Source organism: Phaeobacter sp. (assembly GCF_022825805.1).
GTDB lineage: Bacteria > Pseudomonadota > Alphaproteobacteria > Rhodobacterales > Rhodobacteraceae > Phaeobacter.
In genome coordinates this window covers 1-22,594 of the sequence record NZ_JAJDWC010000051.1, presented here as the reverse complement: position 1 = coordinate 22,594, position 22,594 = coordinate 1, and the positions used below count along the sequence as shown (strand labels likewise).

Annotated in this window: 19 protein-coding genes and 1 pseudogene; 8 read left to right on the top strand and 12 right to left on the bottom strand. The window is 61.8% G+C overall.

Going from position 1 to position 22,594, the window contains the following annotated elements; translation table 11 throughout:
* Positions 1-156: 156 nt before the first annotated feature.
* The 7 genes from Q0C28_RS05590 to Q0C28_RS05560 all read right to left on the bottom strand — a co-directional run bounded on the left by Q0C28_RS05590 (position 157) and on the right by Q0C28_RS05560 (position 8,172).
* The gene (locus tag Q0C28_RS05590) at positions 157-2,184 is read right to left on the bottom strand and encodes a M3 family metallopeptidase (RefSeq protein WP_293573666.1); all 2,028 of its coding nucleotides are present in this window, start codon (positions 2,182-2,184) and stop codon (positions 157-159) included.
* A gap of 236 nt (positions 2,185-2,420) precedes the next feature.
* Positions 2,421-3,242, bottom strand: coding sequence for an amino acid ABC transporter permease (locus Q0C28_RS05585; protein ID WP_293573665.1), 822 nt, complete (start codon positions 3,240-3,242; stop codon positions 2,421-2,423).
* Positions 3,243-3,312: 70 nt separating this feature from the next.
* On the bottom strand, positions 3,313-4,122 hold the full coding sequence (locus Q0C28_RS05580; protein ID WP_293573664.1) for a transporter substrate-binding domain-containing protein: 810 nt from the start codon (positions 4,120-4,122) through the stop codon (positions 3,313-3,315).
* Positions 4,123-4,244: 122 nt separating this feature from the next.
* Entirely contained in the window at positions 4,245-5,363 is a 1,119-nt protein-coding gene (locus tag Q0C28_RS05575) for a HesA/MoeB/ThiF family protein (RefSeq protein WP_293573663.1), read from the bottom strand.
* Positions 5,363-5,830 (bottom strand): dUTP diphosphatase, encoded by a 468-nt coding sequence (gene dut, locus Q0C28_RS05570; protein ID WP_293573662.1) that lies wholly within the window; start codon positions 5,828-5,830, stop codon positions 5,363-5,365. The genes Q0C28_RS05575 and dut overlap by 1 nt, the downstream gene beginning before the upstream one ends.
* An 86-nt stretch (positions 5,831-5,916) precedes the next feature.
* Positions 5,917-7,119 carry a bifunctional phosphopantothenoylcysteine decarboxylase/phosphopantothenate--cysteine ligase CoaBC gene (gene coaBC / locus Q0C28_RS05565; RefSeq protein WP_293573661.1) on the bottom strand — a complete coding sequence of 401 codons (1,203 nt, stop codon included), beginning with the start codon at positions 7,117-7,119 and terminating at the stop codon, positions 5,917-5,919.
* Positions 7,120-7,293: 174 nt separating this feature from the next.
* Complete coding sequence (locus tag Q0C28_RS05560) at positions 7,294-8,172, bottom strand: RNA polymerase factor sigma-32 (protein WP_293573660.1); 879 nt, start codon at positions 8,170-8,172, stop codon at positions 7,294-7,296.
* 481 nt (positions 8,173-8,653) lie between these two features.
* Here Q0C28_RS05560 and cobU point away from each other — a divergent pair, with 481 nt between their 5' ends.
* From cobU to Q0C28_RS05540, 4 genes are all read left to right on the top strand, one after another.
* Positions 8,654-9,172: a bifunctional adenosylcobinamide kinase/adenosylcobinamide-phosphate guanylyltransferase gene (gene cobU / locus Q0C28_RS05555; RefSeq protein WP_293573659.1), complete on the top strand. Its 519-nt coding sequence runs from the start codon at positions 8,654-8,656 to the stop codon at positions 9,170-9,172.
* Positions 9,169-9,774, top strand: a complete 606-nt coding sequence (locus Q0C28_RS05550; protein WP_293573658.1) for a histidine phosphatase family protein — start codon at positions 9,169-9,171, stop codon at positions 9,772-9,774. Before cobU ends, Q0C28_RS05550 begins: the two co-directional genes overlap by 4 nt.
* Positions 9,775-9,832: 58 nt before the next feature.
* On the top strand, positions 9,833-10,516 hold the full coding sequence (locus Q0C28_RS05545; protein WP_293573657.1) for a glutathione S-transferase: 684 nt from the start codon (positions 9,833-9,835) through the stop codon (positions 10,514-10,516).
* 334 nt (positions 10,517-10,850) lie between these two features.
* Positions 10,851-12,353 carry a YifB family Mg chelatase-like AAA ATPase gene (locus tag Q0C28_RS05540; protein ID WP_293573656.1) on the top strand — a complete coding sequence of 501 codons (1,503 nt, stop codon included), beginning with the start codon at positions 10,851-10,853 and terminating at the stop codon, positions 12,351-12,353.
* Between the two features lie 113 nt (positions 12,354-12,466).
* On the opposite strand, the gene gshB is transcribed toward Q0C28_RS05540, so the two are convergent.
* The 3 genes from gshB to rsmI all read right to left on the bottom strand — a co-directional run bounded on the left by gshB (position 12,467) and on the right by rsmI (position 14,925).
* Entirely contained in the window at positions 12,467-13,399 is a 933-nt protein-coding gene (gene gshB, locus Q0C28_RS05535) for a glutathione synthase (protein ID WP_293573655.1), read from the bottom strand.
* Positions 13,400-13,657: 258 nt separating this feature from the next.
* Positions 13,658-14,062, bottom strand: coding sequence for a YraN family protein (locus Q0C28_RS05530; protein ID WP_293573654.1), 405 nt, complete (start codon positions 14,060-14,062; stop codon positions 13,658-13,660).
* 2 nt (positions 14,063-14,064) lie between these two features.
* Positions 14,065-14,925: a 16S rRNA (cytidine(1402)-2'-O)-methyltransferase gene (gene rsmI / locus Q0C28_RS05525; RefSeq protein ID WP_293573653.1), complete on the bottom strand. Its 861-nt coding sequence runs from the start codon at positions 14,923-14,925 to the stop codon at positions 14,065-14,067.
* Between the two features lie 85 nt (positions 14,926-15,010).
* Between rsmI and Q0C28_RS05520 the strand changes: the two genes are divergently transcribed.
* From Q0C28_RS05520 to murJ, 3 genes are read left to right on the top strand one after another with little or no spacing between them, the layout of a single operon-like run.
* Positions 15,011-16,183, top strand: a complete 1,173-nt coding sequence (locus tag Q0C28_RS05520; RefSeq protein ID WP_293573652.1) for a penicillin-binding protein activator — start codon at positions 15,011-15,013, stop codon at positions 16,181-16,183.
* 25 nt (positions 16,184-16,208) lie between these two features.
* Positions 16,209-18,971, top strand: a complete 2,763-nt coding sequence (locus tag Q0C28_RS05515) for a [protein-PII] uridylyltransferase (RefSeq protein WP_293573697.1) — start codon at positions 16,209-16,211, stop codon at positions 18,969-18,971.
* Positions 18,968-20,518: a murein biosynthesis integral membrane protein MurJ gene (gene murJ / locus Q0C28_RS05510; RefSeq protein ID WP_293573651.1), complete on the top strand. Its 1,551-nt coding sequence runs from the start codon at positions 18,968-18,970 to the stop codon at positions 20,516-20,518. Before Q0C28_RS05515 ends, murJ begins: the two co-directional genes overlap by 4 nt.
* A 9-nt stretch (positions 20,519-20,527) precedes the next feature.
* On the opposite strand, the gene Q0C28_RS05505 is transcribed toward murJ, so the two are convergent.
* Positions 20,528-21,214 carry a rhomboid family intramembrane serine protease gene (locus Q0C28_RS05505; RefSeq protein WP_293573650.1) on the bottom strand — a complete coding sequence of 229 codons (687 nt, stop codon included), beginning with the start codon at positions 21,212-21,214 and terminating at the stop codon, positions 20,528-20,530.
* Between the two features lie 131 nt (positions 21,215-21,345).
* Here Q0C28_RS05505 and trpS point away from each other — a divergent pair, with 131 nt between their 5' ends.
* Positions 21,346-22,374: a tryptophan--tRNA ligase gene (gene trpS / locus Q0C28_RS05500; protein ID WP_293573649.1), complete on the top strand. Its 1,029-nt coding sequence runs from the start codon at positions 21,346-21,348 to the stop codon at positions 22,372-22,374.
* A 79-nt stretch (positions 22,375-22,453) separates the two neighbouring features.
* On the opposite strand, the pseudogene Q0C28_RS05495 reads toward trpS, so the two are convergent.
* A pseudogene (locus Q0C28_RS05495) lies at positions 22,454-22,594 on the bottom strand (IS481 family transposase); the annotation flags it as partial.

Genomic DNA, 22,594 nt, shown 5'->3' with positions numbered 1-22,594 from the left:
GTTACAGGGGGTTCAACAACAGGCAAGAGAGCCGAACGGAAAAGGGCAGGCACGGCGCCTGCCCTTCATTTTTGACCTGTTCCTTCGCGTTGGATGAAACGCCCGCGCGTCACTGGTCAGTGGCCACATGCGGATCACAGGCGCATCACAGCCAGATCACTTGGCAGCCAGTCCTTTCGACAAGCCGCGCCCTTTCAACAGGGCCTCCACCCCCGGCAGGCGACCGCGGAACTGGGTATAGAGTTCAGCCGGATCGCGGGAGCCGCCCGCGGACAGGATATGGGTTTCCAGCGCCTCGGCGCGCTCTGCGTCAAAGGCACCTTCTGCTTCTTCAAAGGCGGCAAAGGCATCAGCGTCCATCACCTCGGACCACATGTAGCTGTAGTAGCCCGACGAATAGCCGTCCCCGGCAAAGACATGGGCAAAATGCCGCGTTGCGTGGCGCATGATAATCGCCGGGGGCATGCCGATCTCGGCCAGCACCTCGGCCTGTTTCGCCATCGGATCCGAAGGCGCGGGCCCATCGTGGAACGCCAGATCAACCAGCGCAGAGGCAACGTATTCGACCGTTTGAAATCCCATATCAAAGGTCGAGGCCGCCAGCACACGGTCGCGCATCTCCACCGGCATCGGCGCGCCGGTTTCAGCGTGGGTGGCAAATCTGCCCAGCACTTCAGGCACATCGAGCCAATGTTCATAGAGCTGCGAGGGCAGTTCGACAAAATCGCGCGCCACCGAGGTGCCAGAGATGCTCTCATAGGTCACGTTCGACAGCATCTGGTGCAGCGCGTGGCCAAATTCATGAAACAGCGTGCGCGCATCATCATAAGACAGCAACGCCGGATTGCCCTTGGCGAAATTGCAGACATTGATGACAACCGGGCTTTGCGGGTCTGGGAATTTGGCCTGGCTGCGCATCGCCGAGCACCAGGCCCCCGAACGTTTGGAGGAGCGGGCGAAATAATCGCCGATGAACACCGCCACATGATCCCCGTTGCGCGTCACCTCCCACGCGCGGCAATCCTCGTGGTAGAGGGGGACTTCGAGCGGGGTAAACTGCAACCCAAACAGGCGGTTGGCGCAATCGAACGACGCCTCGATCATCCGATCGAGCTGGAAATACGGCTTCAGCTCGGCTTCATCGAGGTCATGCTCCGCCTTGCGGCGCTTCTCCGCGTAGTAGCGCCAGTCCCAGGGTGCCAGCGCGTCGTTGATGCCATCTTCCTGCATCATCTCTGTCAGGATTTTGGCGTCCGCCTCGGCCTGGGCTTTGGCGGGCTCCCAGACCTGCATCAGCAGATCGCGCACCGCCGCCGGGGTTTTCGCCATTTCGGTTTCCAGCTTGTAGGCGGCGAAACTGTCATAGCCCAGCAGTTCGGCGCGTTCCTGGCGCAGCTGCAGGATTTCGGCGGCAATCGCACGGTTGTCGCTGTCGCCCCCATTGGCACCGCGTGCGGCCCAGGCTTCAAACGCGCGCTTGCGCAGATCGCGCCGCGAAGAGAATTGCAAAAACGGCGTAATCAGCGAGCGCGACAGGGTGACGGCGGGTCCATCGAGCCCTTTTTCCGCCCCCGCAGCGCGGGCCGCATCGATGACGAACTGCGGCAGACCGGCCAGATCCTCCTCGCTGAGCGCCATGAACCAATCCCGTTCATCGGCCAGTAGGTTCTGGGTGAAATCGGTGCCGAGCGTTGCAAGCCGCGACTTTATCTCTTGCATGCGGGTGTCTGCGGCCCCTTCCAGCGCAGCACCGCCACGCACAAAGCCACGATGCGTGAGCATCAGCACGCGCTGCTGTTCCTCCGTCAGATCCAGGCTGTCGCGCTGGTCCCAGACCGCTTTCACGCGGCCATAGAGCGCTTTGTTGGCGGTGATCGCGGAAAAATGCGCCGCGAGCTTTGGGGAGAACTCCCGTTGCAGGGCCTCGCGGTCCGCGTTGCTGTCCGCACCTGCAACGCTGTAGAACACTGACAGCACCTGTTCCAGCGCACGACAGGGCGTTTCCAGCGCTTCGATCACATTGGCAAAGGTCGGCGGGCCCTCGGCAGTGGCGATCGCGTCGATCTGCGCCTGATGTTCCTGCAGCGCCTGATCCAGCGCGGGGGCGAAATCGCTGTCCTTGATCTGATCGAAGGGGGCGATGTCGAAAGGGGTATCCCAGCGGGACAACAGCGGATTGGTCATGGCAGATCTCCTTTGGCTGAAAGCTATGCCCGGCCTGTGCCGCCGTCCAGAGGTGGGATCATGAGAATTTCATCAAACCTGTGTTTGTGCGGTCCCATGCCCCCGCTTCCGGGCCGTTCCCCTGCCCTGTTCCCCTGCGTGTTGCTCCGCCTGTTGCTCTGCCTTTTACTGTCGCCCGGCCTGTTGCTGCATGACGGCTGCGCTTAACCCCGTTGGCCCACAGTGCGCCGCCAGCCCTAGCCACGCTCCTGTCGGCGGCGCAGGTGTTTTTCCAACCGCCGCAGCGCCAGGGACAACCCGATGGTCAAGGTCAGGTAAATCAGCGCGACAACATTATAGGTCTCGAAATAGCGGAAATTGCCCACCGCCATCAGCTTGCCCAATTGGGTGACATCCGCAACGCCAAGGACCGACACCAGCGAACTGTCCTTGACCAGAGCGACAAAATCATTGCCAAGCGGCGGCAGAATGGTGCGGATCGCCTGGGGAAACACGATGAAGCGGAACCGATGCCAGCGACTGAGCCCCAGCGCTTTGGCCGCTTCGATCTGGCCCTCGTCCACCGATTGCAGACCGGCGCGAAACACCTCGGAGATAAAGGCAGAATAGGCGATCATCAGCGCGATGATGGCCCGCCACAACAGCGGAAAATTCCGGGTGCGGATCGGGTCCAGCCCCAGATGCCCGCCGATCCAGTTGCGCAGATCCACGAGAGCGGGCGCCAGCACAAAGGCCACATAAAGCAGCAGCACGATGATCGGAATACCGCGCACCACCTCCACATAGAAGCGGGCGGTCTGGCGGATGATCAGCCAGCGTGACCCGGCCGCAACCGCCAATGCAAGACCAAGCAGCGACGCCAGGGTAAAGCTGACAAGGGTGACAAACACCGTCAGCTGCACGCCTTTTGACAGGGTCGTCAGAATGTTGAGGTAGAGTTCGTCCGTGACAACCTGCCAGCCGAGAAAGCCGCCGATCAGGACAATGGTGGCCAGCCACCAGGGGAAATCCTCGCTCTTGCCGCTATGGCTGGCGGAGGGTTTGCGCGGCTCGTTCATGGGTCGTCCATATTTTCAAAAGGGGCCCCGGCGCAGCGCACCGGAGCCACATCAAACGCAGGCTGCGTGATCAGCCGCCGAGTTTATATTCCAGGAACCACTTGGTGTTCAGCGCGTCCAACGTGCCGTCGGCCTCCATCGAGGCGATTGCCGCGTTGATCGGCGCGACCAAATCGCTGCCCTTGGGGAAAATGAACCCGAAGTCTTCGGTGCCGAGCGGCGCGCCAACGATTTTCAGCGCCCCATCAGACGCCTGCACGTAACCGTTGGCGGCAGTGCTGTCAGAGAGCGCCAGATCAACGTCACCGGTGCGCAGCGCCTGGATCGCAGCGCCAAAGGTTTCAAACAGTTTGATGCGGGGGTTGGCTTCATCGCCATCAAGAATGTCATAGACGGTGACATAAAATGGCGTGGTGCCGGGCTGAGCACCGGCCAAGAGATCTGCGTTGGCGGCAAAGCTCGCGGCGTCGTCAAAACGGGTTTCATCACCCGCCACGATCATCCGCATCTGCGAGGTCAGATATTTGTCAGAGAAATCGACCTTCTCCTTGCGGTCTTCCCGGATGGTGATGCCGGTCATGCCCAGATCGAATTGACCGTCGCTGACCGCCGGGATCATCGCGTCCCAGCTGGTGGTTTCATAGACCACGGTGATGTTGATACGCTCTGCGATCTCGGCCATGGCATCGTATTCCCAACCGATCGCGGCCCCGGTGGCGGGATCCACGAACTGCAGGGGGGGATAGGCGTTTTCGACCGAAACCACCACTTCGCGTCCATCCAGATTGGGCAGATCCGCCGCTGATGCGGCGCTGGTCAGCGTGGCCAAACCCAATGTGGCCGCCGTTAGCGTGGCGGCGCAGTTTGCAACAAATGTCATGGTGTCTCTCCTCTGTTGAGCCCTCGTTGGGGTCCGTGGCCTAAATCGTCGCGCGTCTCGAACATGGGACAAACGCCAGCTAAAGGCCAGATGCAGGGCTCTATTTGGTGGTCAGGGCCGCATCAGGCGGATGCGGTGGATGGTGGTGTGGATTGTGATGCGGGCGGCACCTCGGGCGGTGTGTCTGTGTCTGCCGCCGTGCCGCAGACCGGGCAATCGCTACGCGCGCTGAGGCTGATCTTGCGGCTTTCGGCATAAAGACCGTCATAAATCAGCATCTCACCGCGCAGGGTCTGCCCCGCGCCGCTGATCGCTTTGATCGCTTCCAGCGCCATCATGGAGCCGACCACACCCGGCAGCGGGCCAACAACCCCGGCTTCGGAGCAGCTGGGCGCAAGACCGGGGGCCGGAGCCTCGGGGAAGATACATTGGTAACAGGGGCCGCTCTGCCCGGGTTGAAACAGCGAAATCTGCCCCTCCCACTGGGACAATGCCCCGGAAATCAGCGGCTTGCCCAAGGCCACCGCCGTGCGATTGGCCAGGTAGCGGGTCTCGAAATTGTCGCAGCCATCCAGGATCAGATCGTAGTCGGCAAACAGATCACGGGCGATGTCCTCTGTCAGGCGACGGTGATAGGGGCGCACCGTGATGAAGGGGTTTTGCGCCTCCATCGCGGCCTGGGCCGAAAACACCTTGGGGATGCCGATATCCTGATCACGGTGGATCACCTGCCGTTGCAGATTGGCGTTTTCGACCACATCATCATCGATCACGCCAATGGTCCCGACCCCGGCTGCCGCCAGATATTGCAGCGCAGGCGCGCCCAGTCCCCCGGCCCCTATGACCAGCACCTTGGCCTGGCGGAGTTTTTTCTGACCCGGCCCGCCCAATTCGCGCAGAACGATATGGCGGGCATATCGCGACAGTTCTGTTTCCGAAAAGCGGCCGGGCTGTGCGGGCGCATCGGTGGCCGCGTCCTCGTCAGGTTGGGCCCGCTGGCGCAGGCGGCGCAGCAGGTGGCGGTACGCGACGATCAACGCAACAGCGCCCGCCAGCATCAGCCATGGGGCCACGGAACCGCCTGTGTTTTCGCGCAAGGGGGTGCCTTCTGGCAGGGTCAGCTGGATCGCAATCATCGCGAGATACAGCAGCGCCAGCAGGCTCAACCGCAGTTGCCGCCCAAAGCCGAGATAGCGGCCAAGCCACCAGATCAGCCCGGCCAAAATAAAGATAGATAGCATCAGCTTTGCCCCGTGGATCCGAAGCCGCCCGATCCCCTGTCGGTGGCGGTCAATGTGTCAACCACGTGGAAGCTAGCCTGAATAACCGGCGCAACAACCATCTGGGCGATCCGATCTGCGTGGCGGATGACAAAGTCCTGCTGCCCTGCGTTCATCACGATCACCCCCAGCGGGCCGCGATAGTCGCTATCGATGGTGCCGGGCGCATTGGGGAGCGTGATGCCATGTTTCAGTGCCAGACCCGAACGCGGACGGATCTGCACCTCATAGCCGCGCGGAATTTCGAGCCGCAGGCCGGTGGGCACCAGCAGCCGCGCGCCGGGGGCCAGTGTCACCTCTCCGCGGTCCGGGAAATTGGCGCGCAGGTCCGCGCCTGCGGCCTCTGCCGTTTGATAGGCGGGCAAGGCAACACTCCGGTCGGCGGCCTCATCGTAGGTTATGCGAATGTCGACCCTGTGTTGTTCCATGTCTCGTGCCCGTTTCGTCTCTTTGGTCGTGTCTCTTCGGTGCTGTCTCATGGCCCCTTGGCGGCGCAGCAGATCAGCCCGCCAGTTCAGCCCGCAGCTGCCAGAGCCTGTGCAATGCGGTCGGCCAGTTTGCGGGCAACAGCGTCCTTGTCCATGCGCGGCCAGCTTTCCGCGCCGTCCTCTGATATCAATGTGACCGCGTTTTCGCGCCCGCCCATGATGCCGGTGGCCGGAGACACATCATTGGCAACAATCCAATCGCAGCCTTTGCGCAGCCGTTTTGCGGTGGCGTTTTCGACCACATCGTTGGTTTCGGCCGCAAATCCGACCACCAGACCGGGGCGGCCCTTGTCCAGATGCGCAACGGTTTTGAGGATGTCGGGGTTTTCGGCAAACTCCATCACCGGCAGGCCATCCTTGGATTTCTTCAGCTTGCGGTCAGAGGCGCTGGTGACCCGCCAATCCGCCACCGCAGCGGCAAAGACCGCCGCATCAGCGGGCAAGGCTGCGGCTACTGCATCGGCCATCTGCTGCGCGGTTTCCACTGGCACGGTTTGCACGCCGTCGGGCGGGGCAACGCTGGCAGGCCCGGTGACAAAAACCACCTCTGCCCCGAGATCGCGCAGCGCCCGCGCCAGTGCAGTGCCCTGCGCCCCGGAGGATCGGTTGGCGATGTAGCGCACCGGATCAATCGGTTCGTGGGTTGGCCCCGATGTCAGCAGGATACGACGGCCTTTCAGCGGGCCATCGGCAAGTTTTGCCAGGATGGCCTGCACAATCGCCTCGGGCTCGGCCAGGCGGCCAGGGCCAAATTCACCGCAGGCCATGCTGCCCTCGTCCGGGCCGACGCAGGCCACGCCATCAGCGCGCAGCGTGGCCAGATTGCGTTGCGTGGCGGGATGCTCCCACATGCGCACATTCATCGCCGGGGCCAGCAGCACTGGTGTGTCCGTCGCCAGCAAGAGCGTGGAGGCCAGATCGTTGGCATGGCCATTTGCCATTTTCGCCATCAAATCCGCTGTCGCCGGTGCCACCACCAGCAGATCGGCGCTGCGGGACAATTGGATGTGGCCCATCTCTGCCTCTGCAGTGAGATCAAACAGATCCCGGTGGACCGCCTGCCCGGCCAGCGCGGAGACCGACAAAGGCGTCACAAACGCCTCGCCTGCCTGGGTCAGCACCGGCACCACCTCGGCGCCTTGATCTTGCAGTCTGCGGATCAGTTCGAGGGATTTATAGGCCGCAATGCCCCCGCCAATGATCAGGAGAATACGTTTATTGGCCAGCATTTACCTATCCTTGCGCCAATGTTGCGCAACAGCGTTGCGCGTCTGTGTTGCGCGCCAGCTTACTGTGCGAGGGAGCGAGAGGGAATGGCCTTTGCACTGCTGCAGGAGACGACCACGAAAAAAGCGCGTCCCGGGGGAGGACGCGCTTTGAAATGCTCATGACGAGTGGGGGAGTCAGAGCAGGAAGTTCTGAACCTCGCGGGAACAGTTTTCCAGCGATTTGCGCATTTTCTGGAAGGCCCCAGCCTCCAGCTGGCGGACCCGTTCCTTAGAGAGACCAAGTTCGGTGCCGAGGCTTTCCAGCGTGCGGGGCTTTTCCCGCAGTTTGCGTTCGGTGATGATGAAGCGTTCGCGTTCGTTCAACGCCTGCATCGCCTCCACCAGCCAGGTGCGCAGCTGCTGCGTGTCGTGATCTTCTTCGACCAGTTCGGCGGCCTGAGCACTGTCGTCTTCCAGTGCTTCGATCCATTCGCGGCCCTCTTCCTCGGCGGATTGCACCGCGTTGAGCGAAAAGTCCGCGCCAGACAGACGACCATCCATCATCTGCACATCCCGCAGCGGCACGCCGATTTCGGTGGCGATCTGCTGATGCAGCTGGTGCTGGTCCAGTTCGATGCCGCTGGTGTGCGCCTCGCGCTCCAGCTGGGCTTGCACCCGGCGCATGTTGAAAAACAGCGACTTCTGCGACGAGGTGGAGCCGGTTCGCACCATCGACCAGTTGCGCATCACATAATCCTGGATCGATGCCTTGATCCACCACACCGCATAGGTGGAGAACCGCACGCCGCGGTCGGGATCGAATTTATCTGCGGCCTTCATCAGGCCGAGCCCGGCCTCTTGGATGAGGTCATTCATCGGTGCGCCATAGCGGCGGAATTTCGACGCCATCGAAATAGCAAGCCGCATATAGGCATTGATCAATCGGTGCAGCGCCTCGACGTCACGGTCGTCGCGCCACGCATAAGCCAGTTGCAATTCCGTGTCTGAATCCAGCAATTCCGCCTTCATCGCCCGTTTGGGCAGCGGGTTTTCGATTATGGTATCAAGAGCCATTAGTCTTCCCCGTGGATGATTTTCCTATGATACGGGCAGTCCACGGGTTCGGATCAGTAATTCAGCAAAAAAATTCCATATTTAGCGATCACAGAGGCGTGTTACAGAGCAGGGTCTGAGCGAGTGAAAACCGTAACCCATTGCTTTGGATGCGCTATTTCGGCCTGTGCTTGGCTGTGTCGATTTTCGAAAAAAAATCACTCTGAAAGTCATTTTATTGCCATGAGGGGTGCTCGTTGGGCATTTTATTACTCCCATATGTTGCGAACATGACGCCACCAGCACCTATGACTAGAGTCGGCCCTGCTATCATGTCTGTTCTGGTCTGTGTCGTGATGCTGACCACGACACCTGCCATGATGGCCGCCGTCATGATCGCCGCGCCAAAGGCCGTTGCCGATCCAAGCCGCCGCGCTATGCTGCCTTGGCGGGACCGCGATCAAAGCGTCCCATCACAGCGGCAATTGATGGGATCCTGTACGTGGCCTCAAAACTCACTCTTGTTGTTGGCGGCGCGGCCTCCGGCAAATCCGCCTTTGCGGAACAGCTCTGCCTGGGGACTGCGCGCCCGCGCGTCTATCTTGCGACCTCGCAGATCTGGGATGACGAAATGCAGGCAAAGGTGGCGCGGCATCTGGTGCAGCGCGGGGCGTGCTGGACCACTCACGAGGCGCCGCTGGATCTTGGCCCAGTGCTGACCGGTTTGGCGGCCGACAGCATCTGCCTGTTGGATTGCGCCACCATGTGGCTGTCGAACCATCTGCTCGCCGACCACGATCTGGAGCGCGCGCAGGCCGATCTGATCGCGGCCCTGACCATCTGCCCCGCTGAGGTGGTGGTGGTCACCAATGAAACCGGCCAGGGCATTGTGCCCGACAACAAACTGGCCCGTCAGTTTCGCGAGGCACAGGGTCGGCTGAACATCCTGCTGGCACAGACCGCTGACACCGTTGTGCAGGTCAGCGTTGGTCTGCCCCATGTTCTGAAAGGACAGCTATGACCCCCTCTGCGATCACCCGCCTGTTCCTGATCCGTCACGGGCCAACCCATGCAAAAACCATGGTCGGCTGGTCTGATCTGCCCGCAGATCTGTCTGATACGGCCGCATTGGCGCGGCTGGATGCCTATTTGCCCAGCGATGCCATCGTGGTGTCATCCGATCTGTCGCGGGCGCGGGATACGGCGACTGCCATCATGGGGCAACGCAGGCGTCTGGCCCATGATCCGGATCTGCGGGAAATCCATTTTGGTGCCTGGGAGCTGCGCAGCTGGGCCGAGATTGATGCGGAATCGCCAGAGCACATCCGCGCCTATTGGGAAACACCCGGAGATGTCGCCCCACCCGGCGGCGAAAGCTGGAACACGGTTTGCGCCCGAGTGGACGGCGCGATCAATCGGCTGATCGAACAGCACAGAGGCCAGACGCTGGTTGTGGTGGGCCATTTCGGCCAGATCCTGACACAGATCCAACGGGCCGAGCAATTGACCGCGGAAGAGGCGTTTTCCCACCGGATCGACAACCTGTCGGTCACCGAGTTGAGCCATCAGGGGGAGAGGTGGGATCGCGGCTGGAGCAGCGGTAAGATCAATCACATTCCGTGATAGGTTCGGCCACAAATATTCAATATGAGAATATATCGTGCGCCGCTACACTGCCCTTATGACTTACCAAATTTATATCGGAGATCGCAAGTATTCCAGCTGGTCGCTGCGCGGCTGGCTGATGCTGGAAAAGTTCAACCTGCCTTATGAGGCCACGCTGATCGAGATGTTCTCGGGCACGATGGCGGATCGGATGGCCTCTCTGGCGCCGGCCCGGTTGCTGCCGACCTTGGTTCTGCCAGACGGCACCGTGGTTGGGGAAACGGCTGCTATTGCTGAAACCCTGGCAGAGCGCCACCCCGATGCAGGCCTCTGGCCCGCAGATGCGGCGGCGCGGGCCACAGCGCGTTGGCTGGTGGCGGAAATGGCGTCCGGGTTTGCGGCGCTGCGTCAGGCCTGCCCGATGCAACTGGCGCATATCTATGACGGGTTTGTTCCATCCGACGCCGTGCGCGCGGATCTAGCCCGGATCGAAACCCTGTTCGATCATGCTCGTGCCGTGTCTGGATCGCAGGATGGCTGGCTGTTTGGGGCCTACTCCGTGGCAGATGCGTTTTATGCCCCGGTGGCGGCGCGGATCGTGGGGTATGATCTGCCGGTGTCGGAGCGGTTGCGGGCCTATTGTCGCCAAACCCTGTCAGATCCTGCCCTGCTGGCCTGGCAAGCGCGGATTGACGAAACCAGCTATGGCCACGACCCCTATCCGATGGATCTGCCGCACCGCCCCTGGCAGTTGGGGTGATCTCGCTGGGATTGGCCCGAAATTAGCCTGGGATTAGCCTGAGATTGACCTGGGATTAGCCCGGGCTCAGATGAGTGTGCACGCTGTGGATCTGAGCCCGGATCAACACATCGCTTGGGATCACGCGTCCAATCTGATGGGTGTGGGCTCATGCCCTCCCAGACGGATGCGGTAAATAAACCGTAAATCCGCAGAAAATCCCCAGAAAATTCCTGGCGGCGTTAACGACTCCGAAACCACGATTGCCAAGCCTCTCCCCACGGCACGTTCCGAACCGCGGATCCAACCAATGGACCCAACTACGGAACGGCCATCCACCACAGGGAGGGGAGCCTTGATCTCACGCGCATATACGGTGGCCTTTCAAGGGGTCGATGCCCGTCTGGTGGAGGTCCAATGCGCCGTGGCCCCGGGCCTGCCTGCGTTCTCGATTGTCGGCCTGCCGGACAAAGCCGTGAGCGAAGCCCGCGAACGGGTGCGCGCGGCCTTTGCGGCGATGTCGATCGCCCTGCCCGCCCGGCGCATCACTGTAAATATGTCGCCTGCCGATCTGCCCAAAGAGGGCAGCCATTTCGACCTGCCGATTGCGCTGGCCCTGCTCGCGGCCATCGACATCGTCCCGCCCGAGGCCGCATCAGATACGATAGCCTTGGGGGAACTGTCCCTCGATGGCAGCCTAATGCCGGTTGTGGGCGCGTTGCCCGCTGCAATGGCGGCTGCCAGCGAAGACCGGCGGTTGTTGTGTCCACGCGCGTCCGGAGCGGAAGCGGCCTGGGTCACGGAGGCGACGGTGATCGGAGCGGACAGTCTGGGCGATGTGGTGCGTCATTTCACAGGCCAAAACGTCATTGCCCCCGCCACACCGGGAGAGGTGATCGATACGCGCGGCTGCAAGGACCTGCGCGATGTGAAAGGGCAGGAACGGGCCAAACGCGCGCTGGAAATCGCCGCGGCCGGGCGGCACCATCTGCTGTTTGTGGGCGCACCCGGCGCTGGCAAATCGATGCTCGCGGCCCGGCTGCCGGGGATTTTGCCGATGCTGAGTGCGGCAGAGGCGCTGGAAACATCCATGATCCAATCGCTGTGCGGATTGATCGACAGCGGTGGGCTGTGCCGCAGCCGACCGTTTCGCGAGCCACATCACACCGCGTCGATGGCCGCGATTGTCGGCGGTGGGCGGCGGGCGCAGCCGGGAGAGATCAGCCTGGCCCACAATGGTGTGCTGTTTCTGGATGAGCTGCCGGAGTTCAGCCGGTCGGTGCTGGAGACACTGCGCCAGCCGCTGGAAACCGGATCGGTCAATGTGGCGCGCGCCAATGCCCATGTGAGCTATCCGAGCCGGTTCATGCTGGTTGCCGCTGCGAACCCCTGCAAATGCGGCGCGCTGAGCGACCCGGCCCGCGCCTGTGCCCGGGCACCGCGCTGCGCGGAGGATTACATGGGGCGCATTTCAGGCCCTTTGATGGACCGCTTCGATCTGCGGGTGGATGTACCGCCGGTGGGTTTTGCCGATCTCGACCAGCCCGCCGATGGCGAGGGATCGGCCAGCGTGGCGCAGCGGGTGGCCACCGCGCGGGAGGTGCAAACTGCGCGTTATCAGGGCTATGGCGGGTTGCGCCAAAACGCGGATGCAGAGGGCAAGCTGCTGGAGGAGATCGCGGGACCGGACAGCGAGGGACGCGCGCTGTTGCTGCATGCGGCGGACCGCTTTGGGCTGACGGCGCGCGGCTATCACCGGGTGTTGCGCGTCGCCCGCACCATTGCGGATCTGGCGGGAGAACAGGATATTCGCCGCCCCCATGTGGCCGAGGCGTTGAGTTTCCGGATCCCATCCTGAGCAGGTGCCAGCCTTGGCGCAGCCGTTCTGAACCAAAAACGCCCACCGCATTCGGCAGGCGTTTGAGACAGTTGGAGCAGCCAGATTGATCTGTGCATTGACCTCTGCGTTGATCAGACCTTGGCCTCGATGGCCTGCCAGATCTTTTCAGCGATGTTCACACCGTCAAAGCGCTCCAATTCTTGGATGCCGGTTGGCGAGGTCACGTTGATTTCGGTCAGGTAGTCACCGATCACATCGATGCCGACAAAGATCTGCCCCTTTTCGCGCAGCAACGGGCCGATTGCGGCGCAGATCTCCAAGTCGCGGTCGCTGAGACCGATTTTTTCCGGGCGACCACCAACATGCATATTGGATCGGGTTTCCCCCGCCGCAGGCACCCGGTTGATGGCACCCACAGGCTCCCCGTCCACCAGGATCACCCGTTTGTCGCCATTGGACACATCGGGGAGGAATTTCTGCACAATCAGGGGCTCGCGGCTGAAGCCGGTGAACAGCTCGTGCAGGGAGGTGAGATTGCGGTCGTCGGCCTCCAGACGGAACACGCCAGCGCCGCCGTTGCCATAAAGCGGCTTCAGGATGATGTCGCCGTGTTTTTCCTTGAACGCTTTGATGGTCTGGAGATCGCGGGCGATGGTTGTGGGCGGCGTCAGCTCCGGGAAGTCCAGCACCAGCAGTTTTTCGGGGTAGTTGCGCACCCAGAACGGGTCATTGACCACCAGCGCCTGACCTTTCAGCCGGTCCAGCAGATGGGTGGAGGTGATGTAGTGCATGTCAAACGGCGGATCCTGGCGCAGCCAGACCACATCGAAATCCGCCAGATCCACCTCCCGTTCCGGGCCGAGGATGGCAGGCGTGTCGGCCACCCGCTGCACTGTCATGTCCTGGCCACGGGCGGTGATGCGGCCCTCCTGATAGGCCAGCTGATCGGGGCCGTAAAAGAACAGTTCATGCCCGCGTGCCTGAGCCTCTTCGGCGAGGCGGAAGCTGCTGTCGGCGTTGATATCGACCGCAGAGATCGGGTCCATTTGAAAGGCGATTTTCATGATGTCGGTCCCTCATGACATGGGCAAGTGGCAGTGCGTATGGGTCGACAATCACCTCTGGGTCAAGCCCCGGAGCAAACCGCCGTGCGGAATAGATGGCGCAGTGGGCCGCTTTGTTCAATGGGGGTGTGGGTTTCACATTGCTCTGACAGGGAGGCTCTTGACTGGTTGCTGTTACCTAGCTGCTGTTGTCTGGCTGCTGATATCTGGCAGGTTCGATCTGGTGGTTGTGATCTGGGCGGGTCCAGCCGCGGGCCATCAGCCCTGCCCGTAGGCGTTTGGCAAAATCTCCACCCGACCGGTGCCATCCACCAGCGCGATGTCGAGGCGACACTCTGTCAGCGCGCCGTTTGGTTCACCCTCCAGGAACCGTGCCGCGCTCTGCATCATGCGTTCCATCTGCGCCGGTGTGATTCGCGCCGCGGCAGCGTCGAAACTGCGGCTGTGTTTGACCTCCACAAAGATCACCGTCGCGCCTTGCCGCAGGATCAGATCAATTTCGGCCCCACCGCCCCGCCAGCGGCGTGCGGCGATGGCATAACCTGCACGTTCGTAGTGACGGGCGACCAGTTCCTCGGCGGCACTTCCGGCGTGATGGGCCTGCGCGCCGCGGCGTTGGCGGGCTGTTCTGGGTCCCGGTGACGATCCCCTGCCCGCCGCCATGATCAGCCCGCGTCTTTGGCGAGCTCGAGCGCCATCTGGTAGATTTTGCGTCGTGGCATATTGTGCATCTCGGCAACGATAGCGGCGGCATCTTTCACCGAATTGGACAGCAGCGCGCTGCGCAGATCACTTTCCAGATCGCCATCGCTGACACTGTCGCCACGGCTGCGATCCACCAGCACGACAATCTCGCCTTTGACGGGGGCCTGCGCCAGACTTGCGGCCAGCTCTGACAGCGGGTTGCGGCGGATTTCCTCGAACTTCTTGGTCAGTTCACGGCACAGCGCGGCGGGACGGTCGCCCAGCACCTCGGCCATATCCTGCAGCGAGGCCGCGATGCGTTTGGGCGATTCATAAAAGACCAGCGTGCCGGGCACGGCGGCCAGCTCTTGCAGGCGTTTGCGTCGGGCGCCGCTGGCATTGGGTAAAAACCCCGCAAAAAAGAACGCATCCGTTGGCAGACCGCCCAAGGTCAGCGCGGCAAGGGCTGCAGAGGCCCCCGGTGCCACGGTCACAAGATGGCCCGCCTCGGCCGCAGCGCGGCTGAGATCGTAGCCCGGATCCGCGATCAGCGGCATCCCCGCTTCTGAGGCATAGGCGACCGATTGCCCGTCTTCGAGCGCCGACAGCAGCCGGGTGCGTGCGCCTGCACCGCTGTGATCGTGGTAGGCCACAATGTGTCGGTCATTCAGAGGAATCCCGTGAATTTCCATCAGCTTGCGCAGAGATCGGGTGTCTTCTGCCGCGATGACATCGGCGGAGGCCAGCACGTCAAGCGCCCGCAATGTGATGTCACGGGCAGTGCCGATTGGGGTGGCCACGAAATAGAGGCCGCTTGGCAAATGGACGATCTTGTGATTCACGCTGGACCCGCCTTGTTGGTCGTTTATGATCCGTCAGGGTACCAACACGGCCTACGCTGCCGGACAAGGGAGTTTCAAGTCCATTATGTTTGCTGTTTTTAAACATGCCCGCAAGGCGGCAGTGGCGGCTTTGGCCGCGGCCTCGGCCCTGACGCTGGTTGCCTGTGATACGTTGCCCACCGGCAGCGGCCCGTCGATCAACACCTCCAAGCCGGTTCCGGTGGCGTTGCTAGTGCCGCGCGGCTCGGCCCAGTCGGGCGATGCAGTCTTGGCCCAGAGTCTGGAGAACGCGGCGCGTCTGGCGATTGCGGATCTGAATGGCGTGCAGGTCGATCTGCGGATCTATGACACAGCGGGCACACCGGAGCAGGCATCGACGGCGGCGGCGACAGCGATCAATGATGGCGCGCGGATCATTCTGGGCCCGGTCTATGCCGAAGCGGCCAATGCCGCCGGTCTGGTGGCCGCGCAGCGCAACGTCAATGTGCTGGCGTTTTCCAACAACCCGGCCATCGCCGGGGGCAATGTGTTCATCCTGGGGCCGACCTTTGACAACACCGCGCGCAGGCTGGCAGGCTATGCCGCGCGTCAGGGCAAGGGCGATATGATCGTTGTCAGCGGCGATGATCCGGCCGGTCAGGTTGGACGCCAGGCGGTAGAACGTGCTGCGGCGCAGACGGCGGCAAATGTGAACGGTGCGGTCAGCTATGAGCTGTCGCAGCAGGGCGTCATCAACGCGATCCCCACCATCCGCTCTGCGGTGCGCAGCAGCGGCGCACAATCCGTGTTCCTGACGGCAAACACCGCAGGTGCCCTGCCCCTGCTGACACAGCTGATGCCCGAAGCGGGGGTCAATCCCGCAGAAACACAATACATCGGTCTGACCCGTTGGGACATTCCTGCGCAGACGCTGGCGTTGCCCGGCATTCAGGGTGGCTGGTTTGCGCTGCCGGATCCGACGAAATCGCAGCAGTTCCGCGCCCGCTACCAAGGCACCTATGGCGCAGCACCCCATCCGATTGGCGGGCTGGCTTATGATGGTGTGGCGGCCATTGGCGCGCTGGTCAAAGCCGGGAAATCCGACGCGCTGACCGCCGTCGCGCTGACCCAAGGCAGCGGGTTTCAAGGCACAGGCGGCGTGTTCCGGCTGCTGGCCGATGGCACCAACGAACGCGGCCTAGCGGTTGCCACCATCCAAGAACAGAAGGTTGTCGTCATTGAGCCAGCTCCCACCAGTTTCTCCGGCGCAGGCTTCTGATCGCGACCTGACCGACGCCCGCCAGATGTTGCACCCATTGGGGCCGCTGATCTGCGACCCCAATGACATTTTTGATGCCGCAGCGATCCGGGCCGATATCCGCTCGCTTGCCAATAACAGCAACGATGGCGCGCTGCGCGGTGCCGTTGTCGCGCGCTTGCGGCAGGCCAATAAAGAGGGGCGTGCCGCCATCGCGGCGGCCTATGCCAAAGAGCCGTTTGCAGCGCGCGCTCTGACCCGCTCTTATGCGTATTTGACGGATGGGTTGGTCACAGCGGCGCATTTCACCGCCACCACCCTGCTGCACCCGCTGGCCACCCCGACCCAGGGAGAGCGGATTTCGGTGATCGCGGTTGGCGGCTATGGGCGTGGTGAAATGGCACCGGCCTCTGATGTCGACCTGCTGTTTCTGACCCCCTACAAAATCACGGCTTGGGCCGAAAGCGTGATCGAGTCGATGCTGTATATCCTGTGGGATCTGCGGCTGAAGGTGGGCCATTCCAGCCGCACCATACGCGATTGCATTCGTCTGGGCGGTGAGGATTTCACCATCCGCACCGCGATGCTGGAGCAGCGGTTTCTGGAGGGCGACAGCGCCCTTGCCCAGGAACTGACCCTGCGCTTGCGCGAAGAGTTGTTTTCGAAGGACGCTGGCGATTTCATCGAAGCCAAGCTGGCCGAACGCGACGCGCGCCATCTGAAACAGGGCCAGCGCTATATGGTGGAGCCCAACGTCAAAGAAGGCAAAGGCGGCCTGCGCGATCTGCAATCGCTCTATTGGATCGCCAAATACCTCTATCAGGTTCAGGACGTCGCTGAACTGGTGCCCATGGGGCTGTTCAATGCTGATGAGCTGAATTCATTCGCGCGGGCGGAAAATTTCCTCTGGGCTGTGCGTGCCCATCTGCATCTGATTGCAGGGCGCGCGACCGAACAGTTGAGCTTCGACATGCAGGTCGAAGTGGCCGAACGCATGGGCTATGAGGATCGCTCTGGGCGGCGCGCGGTCGAAGTCTTCATGCAGGATTTCTTTCGCCATGCGACCACCGTCGGCGATGTGACCCGTATCTTCCTGACCAAGCTGGAAGAAAGCCACCTGAAGAGCGAACCCCTGCTGGAGCGGATCTTTCGCCGCCGCCCGCGGGTGAAGCCCGGCTACAAGGTGTTGCACAACCGCTTGGGTGTCGCTGATCCCGATGGGTTTTGTGCCGACAAGCTGAACATTCTGCGCCTGTTCGAAGAGGCCTTGCGCACCGGCATGTTGATCCACCCCGATGCCATGCGGCTGGTCACGGCCAATCTGCATCTGATCGATGACGACATGCGCAACAACAAAGAAGCGCAACGGATTTTCCTCGATCTCTTGTTGAAGCATGGCAACCCGGAACGGGCGCTGCGGCGGATGAATGAACTCGGCGTGCTCAGCGCCTTTGTGCCCGAATTCGAACCGATCGTGGCAATGATGCAGTTCAACATGTATCATTCCTACACCGTGGACGAGCATACCATTCAGGTGATCGCCAATTTTGCGGCCATCGAACGGGGCGAGCTGGAGGACGAGCTGCCGCTGTCGTCGCAGGTCCTGCGCAAAGGCCTGAGCCGGAAGGTGCTGCTGGTGGCGATGCTGCTGCATGATATCGGCAAGGGACGCGAACAGGATCATTCGATCCTTGGGGCGCAGATCGCACGGCGGGTGGCCCCGCGGCTGGGATTGAACAAGACCGAAACCGAAACCGTCGAATGGCTGGTGCGCTATCATCTGCTGATGTCGGACATGGCGCAGAAACGCGACATTGCCGATCCGCGCACCGTGCGCGACTTTGCCAAGGCGGTGAAGACGGTCAAACGCCTGGACCTGCTGTTGCTGCTTACGGTCTGTGACATTCGCGGCGTCGGGCCGGACACCTGGAACAATTGGAAAGCAGCGCTGTTGCGCGCGCTCTACAATCAAACGCGCGAGGCGCTGGAAAACGGGATGGAGGCGCTGAACCGCGCCCATCGCGGCACCGAGGCCAAGAAAGCCCTGCGTGCGGCCCTGCCCGACTGGTCGAAAGCGGATCTCAAGGTGGAGACCGCCCGCCACTATGATCCCTATTGGCAGGGGCTGCATGTGACCGCGCATGTGGATTTTGCCGAGATGCTGCGGGAGCTGACGGAGCGTGACAACCCCGCAGAGGTCATCATCCGCCTGCATCCGGACGAAGACCGCGATGCCACGCGGGCCTGTTTCTGCATGGCGGATCATCCCGGCATTTTTGCCCGCATTGCCGGGGCTTTGGCGCTGGTCGGGGCCAATGTGGTCGACGCCCGCTCCTACACCACCAAAGATGGCTATGTCACCGATGCGTTCTGGATCCAGGATGCCGAGGGCCACCCCTATGAAGTGGATCGTCTCGCCCGGCTGAGCCAGATGATCCACAAGACCCTGAGGGGCGAGGTGATTGCAGGCGAGGCGCTGAAATCGCGCGACAAGATCAAGAAGCGGGAACGCGCCTTCAATGTGCCCACGCATATCACCTTCGACAATGATGGGTCTGACATCTACACCATCATCGAAGTCGACACGCGGGACCGGCCGGGTTTGCTGTATGATTTGGCGCGCACCATGGCGGGGACCAATATCTACATCGCCAACGCCGTGATTGCGACATACGGCGAACAGGTGGTTGATGCGTTTTACGTCAAGGATATGTTTGGATTGAAGTATTACGCCGAGTCCAAGCAAAAAACGCTGGAGGCCAAGCTGCGCAAGGCCATCGTCGATGGGGCAAAACGGGCCGGATCATGAAGCCGATCAAGTTGCTCTCCGGATTTTTGACCGTTGGTTTTTGGACTTTGGCAAGCCGCATCCTGGGATTTCTGCGCGAGATCCTGATCACGGCCTATATCGGGCCGGGTCCGTTGATGGACGCGTTTGTTGCAGCCTTTCGCCTGCCCAATATGTTCCGCCGTTTCTTTGCCGAAGGCGCGTTCAACGCGGCCTTTGTGCCGATGTTTGCCAAGCGGGTCGAAAGCGGCGAAGATCCGCAGGGCTTTGCGCAGGAGGCGTTCAACCTGCTGGCGGCAACCGTGTTGCTGTTGGTGGGATTGGGCATGGTGTTCATGCCCGCGCTGGTCTGGGCCACGGCAGGCGGCTTCATCGGGGACGCCCGATTTGATCTGGCAGTGGGATATGGTCAGATCGTCTTTCCCTACATTCTGTTCATGTCGCTGGCAGCGCTGTTTTCCGGCGTGTTGAACGCCACCGGCCGCTTTGCCGCGGCAGCGGCGGCGCCTGTGTTGCTGAACATCTTTGCCTGCGCCGCAATGGTGGCGGGCGCCGCTCTGGGTGGGGATGTCATCACCTGGCTGGTCTGGACCATTCCGGTGGCCGGGGTTGCGCAGTTGGCACTGGTCTGGCGCGCCACCAGCCAGGCGGGCATTCGCCTGCGCCCAGGTCTGCCGCGCTGGAGCCCGCGCATGAAGGCCCTGGTGAAAGTCGCCCTGCCCGCCGCGTTGGCGATGGGGGTGACGCAGATCAATCTGGTGGTCGGCCAGCAAGTGGCCTCTGACATCGAAAACGCGGTGAGCTGGCTGTTTGTGGCGGACCGGCTGTATCAGCTGCCGCTGGGGGTAGTGGGGATCGCCATCGGAATTGTGCTGTTGCCGGATCTGTCGCGCCGCTTGCGCGCGGGCGATGATGCTGGCGCGCGCGACGCGTTTTCCCGCGCCGGGGAGTTTTCTTTGCTGCTGACCCTGCCGTCGACCGCAGCATTTCTGGCGGTACCAGTTGTGCTGGTCTCGGTTCTTTATGAACGTGGGGCCACAGGGGCCGAGGACGTGGCCGCCATTGCACTGGCCGTCGCGATCTATGGCGCGGGATTGCCTGCATTTGTGCTGCAGAAGGTGCTGCAGCCGCTGTATTTCGCCCGCGAGGACACCCGTTCGCCGTTTCATTATGCGCTGGTGGCAATGGTCATCAACGCGGCGCTGGCCTTTGGGTTGAAACCCTATCTGGGCTGGATTGCGCCCGCCATTGCGGCAACGGTGGCAGGCTGGGCGATGGTGGCCTGCCTGTGGTGGGGCGCCCGCCGCATGGGCGAGGTCGCGCGCTTCGATCAACGGTTCTATGCCCGCAGCCTGCGCATTCTGGCGGCCTCGGCCATCATGGGAACCGTGCTTTTTGCCGTGGTGCAGCAGTTTGGCTGGCTGTTCTATGTGCCCAGCTGGCGCTATCTCGCGCTGCTGGGACTGATCCTTCTGGGCGCAGCGATCTATTTCGGCGTTGGTCAAGTGATCGGCGCGGTGCGTCTGGGCGATCTGAAACGATCTGTCCGCCGGGGCGGCAGCGTGTAGAGCCCGGCCCTAATCCCGACGGATGCGGCTGCGGATGCGGGCCCAGCCACCAGGGGCAAGGAAGAACGACAGCCCAAAGCCGGTGGCAAAACCGCAGAGATCCGCGACCCAATCCAGCGAGCCGCCGAACAGCAGGCCAAACAGCAGCTGCACCCCCATCAGGAAAGCGATCAACGTGAAGGCGCGGCTTTGCTGGGCGCCGACAAGCGACAATTGCCGCCACAGGATGTAGGTAAAGGCACCGATCAAGCCATAGACGGCCGGGAAGCCACCGATCAACGGGGTTGGTGATCCCGTCAGCACAGCATATCCCAAAGCGCCGCCAATGCCGGACAACACAAAGATCAGCACCATTGCGGCATCGCCAAACAGCTCTCCCACCATTTTGCCCATCGCCAGCACAAAGACGCAAACAAACAGCGTCTGGGTGAAGGCCACATGCACAAACGGGTAGGACACAAAGCGGATCAGATGTTCCGCAGGCCATTGGCCGGTTTCCCACATCCAGGCGAAGATCTCCGCCGAGAAAGCGTAGTTCTGCACCGCGTCCAGCCGCCAGCCGATGGCCTCGGGTCCGCCAATGATGCTCCGGGCGCCCAGCGAAAACGCCGCCTCGATGCCCATGATGATCAACACCAAAGCGATCACACCGGGGGGCAATGGGTTCACTGGGGAGGGTTCTCTGACCTGGTCCATCTTTGGGCTTTCTCCTACTCGCCTGCGCTATCGCCCCGCTGTGGTCCGTCTTGCGGATCCGCGCGCGGTTGACGACGGTTCCTGCCATGGTTAAGCCACTGAGCATCCTAATTCCAGACGGGAGTTCCCTGATGACCGAGACCTCATTCACGCCTCGCGTGTTTTCCGGCATCCAGCCCTCGGGCAATCTGCACCTGGGCAACTATCTTGGCGCGCTGAAGCGGTTCGTCGACTGGCAGACCAAGGACGTGGAGAGCATCTATTGCATGGTGGATCTGCACGCGATCACCGTCTGGCAAGATCCGGCGGATCTGCGACAGTCCACGCGCGAGCTGTGCGCCGGTTTCATCGCCGCAGGTCTTGATCCGGAGAAATCCATTCTCATCAACCAGAGCCAGGTGCCAGAGCACGCACAGCTGGCCTGGGTGTTCAACTGTGTGGCCCGGATGGGCTGGATGCAGCGGATGACCCAGTGGAAGGACAAGGCAGGCAAAAACACGCAGAACGCGTCGCTTGGTCTTTTTGCCTATCCGGCGCTGATGGCTGCGGACATTCTGGTCTATCACGCAACCCATGTGCCGGTGGGTGAGGATCAGAAACAGCATCTTGAGCTGACACGGGACATCGCGATCAAGTTCAACCATGACTATGGCGTGAACTTCTTCCCGGAAACTGAGCCGGTGATCGAAGGGGCTGCAACCCGTGTCATGAGCCTGCGGGATGGGTCCAAGAAGATGTCGAAGTCCGATCCCTCGGATGCCAGCCGTATCAACATGACCGATGATGCGGACACCATCGCCAAGAAGATCCGCAAGGCCAAAACCGACCCAGAGGCGCTGCCGTCCGAGGCCGATGGTCTGGAGGGACGTCCCGAGGCGCGCAATCTGGTCAACATCTACGCCGCCATGGCAGAGATGAGCGTGGATCAGGTGCTGGCAGATGTAGGCGGCAAGCAGTTTTCCGAGTTCAAGCCAATGCTTGCGGATCTGGCTGTGTCCAAGATGGCGCCAATCACAACTGAGATGGCCCGGCTGATGGAAAACCAGGACGAGATCGACAAGATCCTCGCCCGCGGCGCTGACCGTGCCCGCGCCATCACCGCCCCTATCCTGAGCCAGACCTACGACATCATCGGCATGGTCCGCCCGGTTGAGCTGTGATCCTTTAGATCTATGAACACCAAAAGCCGCCCGTTGGGCGGCTTTTTCATGCGCAGGTCCCTTCCGTAGCCTCCCGGCGCTAGATGTGGAGCCTCAATAGGTTGTTCCGATTTAATCGTAACCGGCTGATTGGTGGTTTTGATTTTAGGGCCGCGTGTGGTCTGTGCCAATTGTAGAGATGTGTCCAGACGGGCAGATCGGCGGCGCGGTCGTCTGAGGT

Excerpts from the sequence above, each read along its gene's own strand:
- Q0C28_RS05580 (WP_293573664.1), bottom strand. The coding sequence starts at position 4,122 with ATGACATTTGTTGCAAACTGCGCCGCCACGCTAACGGCGGCCACATTG.
- Q0C28_RS05550 (WP_293573658.1), top strand. The coding sequence starts at position 9,169 with ATGACCCCCTCTGCGATCACCCGCCTGTTCCTGATCCGTCACGGGCCA.
- Q0C28_RS05530 (WP_293573654.1), bottom strand. The coding sequence starts at position 14,062 with ATGGCGGCGGGCAGGGGATCGTCACCGGGACCCAGAACAGCCCGCCAA.
- Q0C28_RS05585 (WP_293573665.1), bottom strand. The coding sequence starts at position 3,242 with ATGAACGAGCCGCGCAAACCCTCCGCCAGCCATAGCGGCAAGAGCGAG.
- Q0C28_RS05515 (WP_293573697.1), top strand. The coding sequence starts at position 16,209 with ATGTTGCACCCATTGGGGCCGCTGATCTGCGACCCCAATGACATTTTT.
- trpS (WP_293573649.1), top strand. The coding sequence starts at position 21,346 with ATGACCGAGACCTCATTCACGCCTCGCGTGTTTTCCGGCATCCAGCCC.
- Q0C28_RS05575 (WP_293573663.1), bottom strand. The coding sequence starts at position 5,363 with ATGCTATCTATCTTTATTTTGGCCGGGCTGATCTGGTGGCTTGGCCGC.
- Q0C28_RS05545 (WP_293573657.1), top strand. The coding sequence starts at position 9,833 with ATGACTTACCAAATTTATATCGGAGATCGCAAGTATTCCAGCTGGTCG.
- gshB (WP_293573655.1), bottom strand. The coding sequence starts at position 13,399 with ATGAAAATCGCCTTTCAAATGGACCCGATCTCTGCGGTCGATATCAAC.
- murJ (WP_293573651.1), top strand. The coding sequence starts at position 18,968 with ATGAAGCCGATCAAGTTGCTCTCCGGATTTTTGACCGTTGGTTTTTGG.
- Q0C28_RS05520 (WP_293573652.1), top strand. The coding sequence starts at position 15,011 with ATGTTTGCTGTTTTTAAACATGCCCGCAAGGCGGCAGTGGCGGCTTTG.
- Q0C28_RS05505 (WP_293573650.1), bottom strand. The coding sequence starts at position 21,214 with ATGGACCAGGTCAGAGAACCCTCCCCAGTGAACCCATTGCCCCCCGGT.
- Q0C28_RS05590 (WP_293573666.1), bottom strand. The coding sequence starts at position 2,184 with ATGACCAATCCGCTGTTGTCCCGCTGGGATACCCCTTTCGACATCGCC.
- Q0C28_RS05560 (WP_293573660.1), bottom strand. The coding sequence starts at position 8,172 with ATGGCTCTTGATACCATAATCGAAAACCCGCTGCCCAAACGGGCGATG.
- coaBC (WP_293573661.1), bottom strand. The coding sequence starts at position 7,119 with ATGCTGGCCAATAAACGTATTCTCCTGATCATTGGCGGGGGCATTGCG.
- dut (WP_293573662.1), bottom strand. The coding sequence starts at position 5,830 with ATGGAACAACACAGGGTCGACATTCGCATAACCTACGATGAGGCCGCC.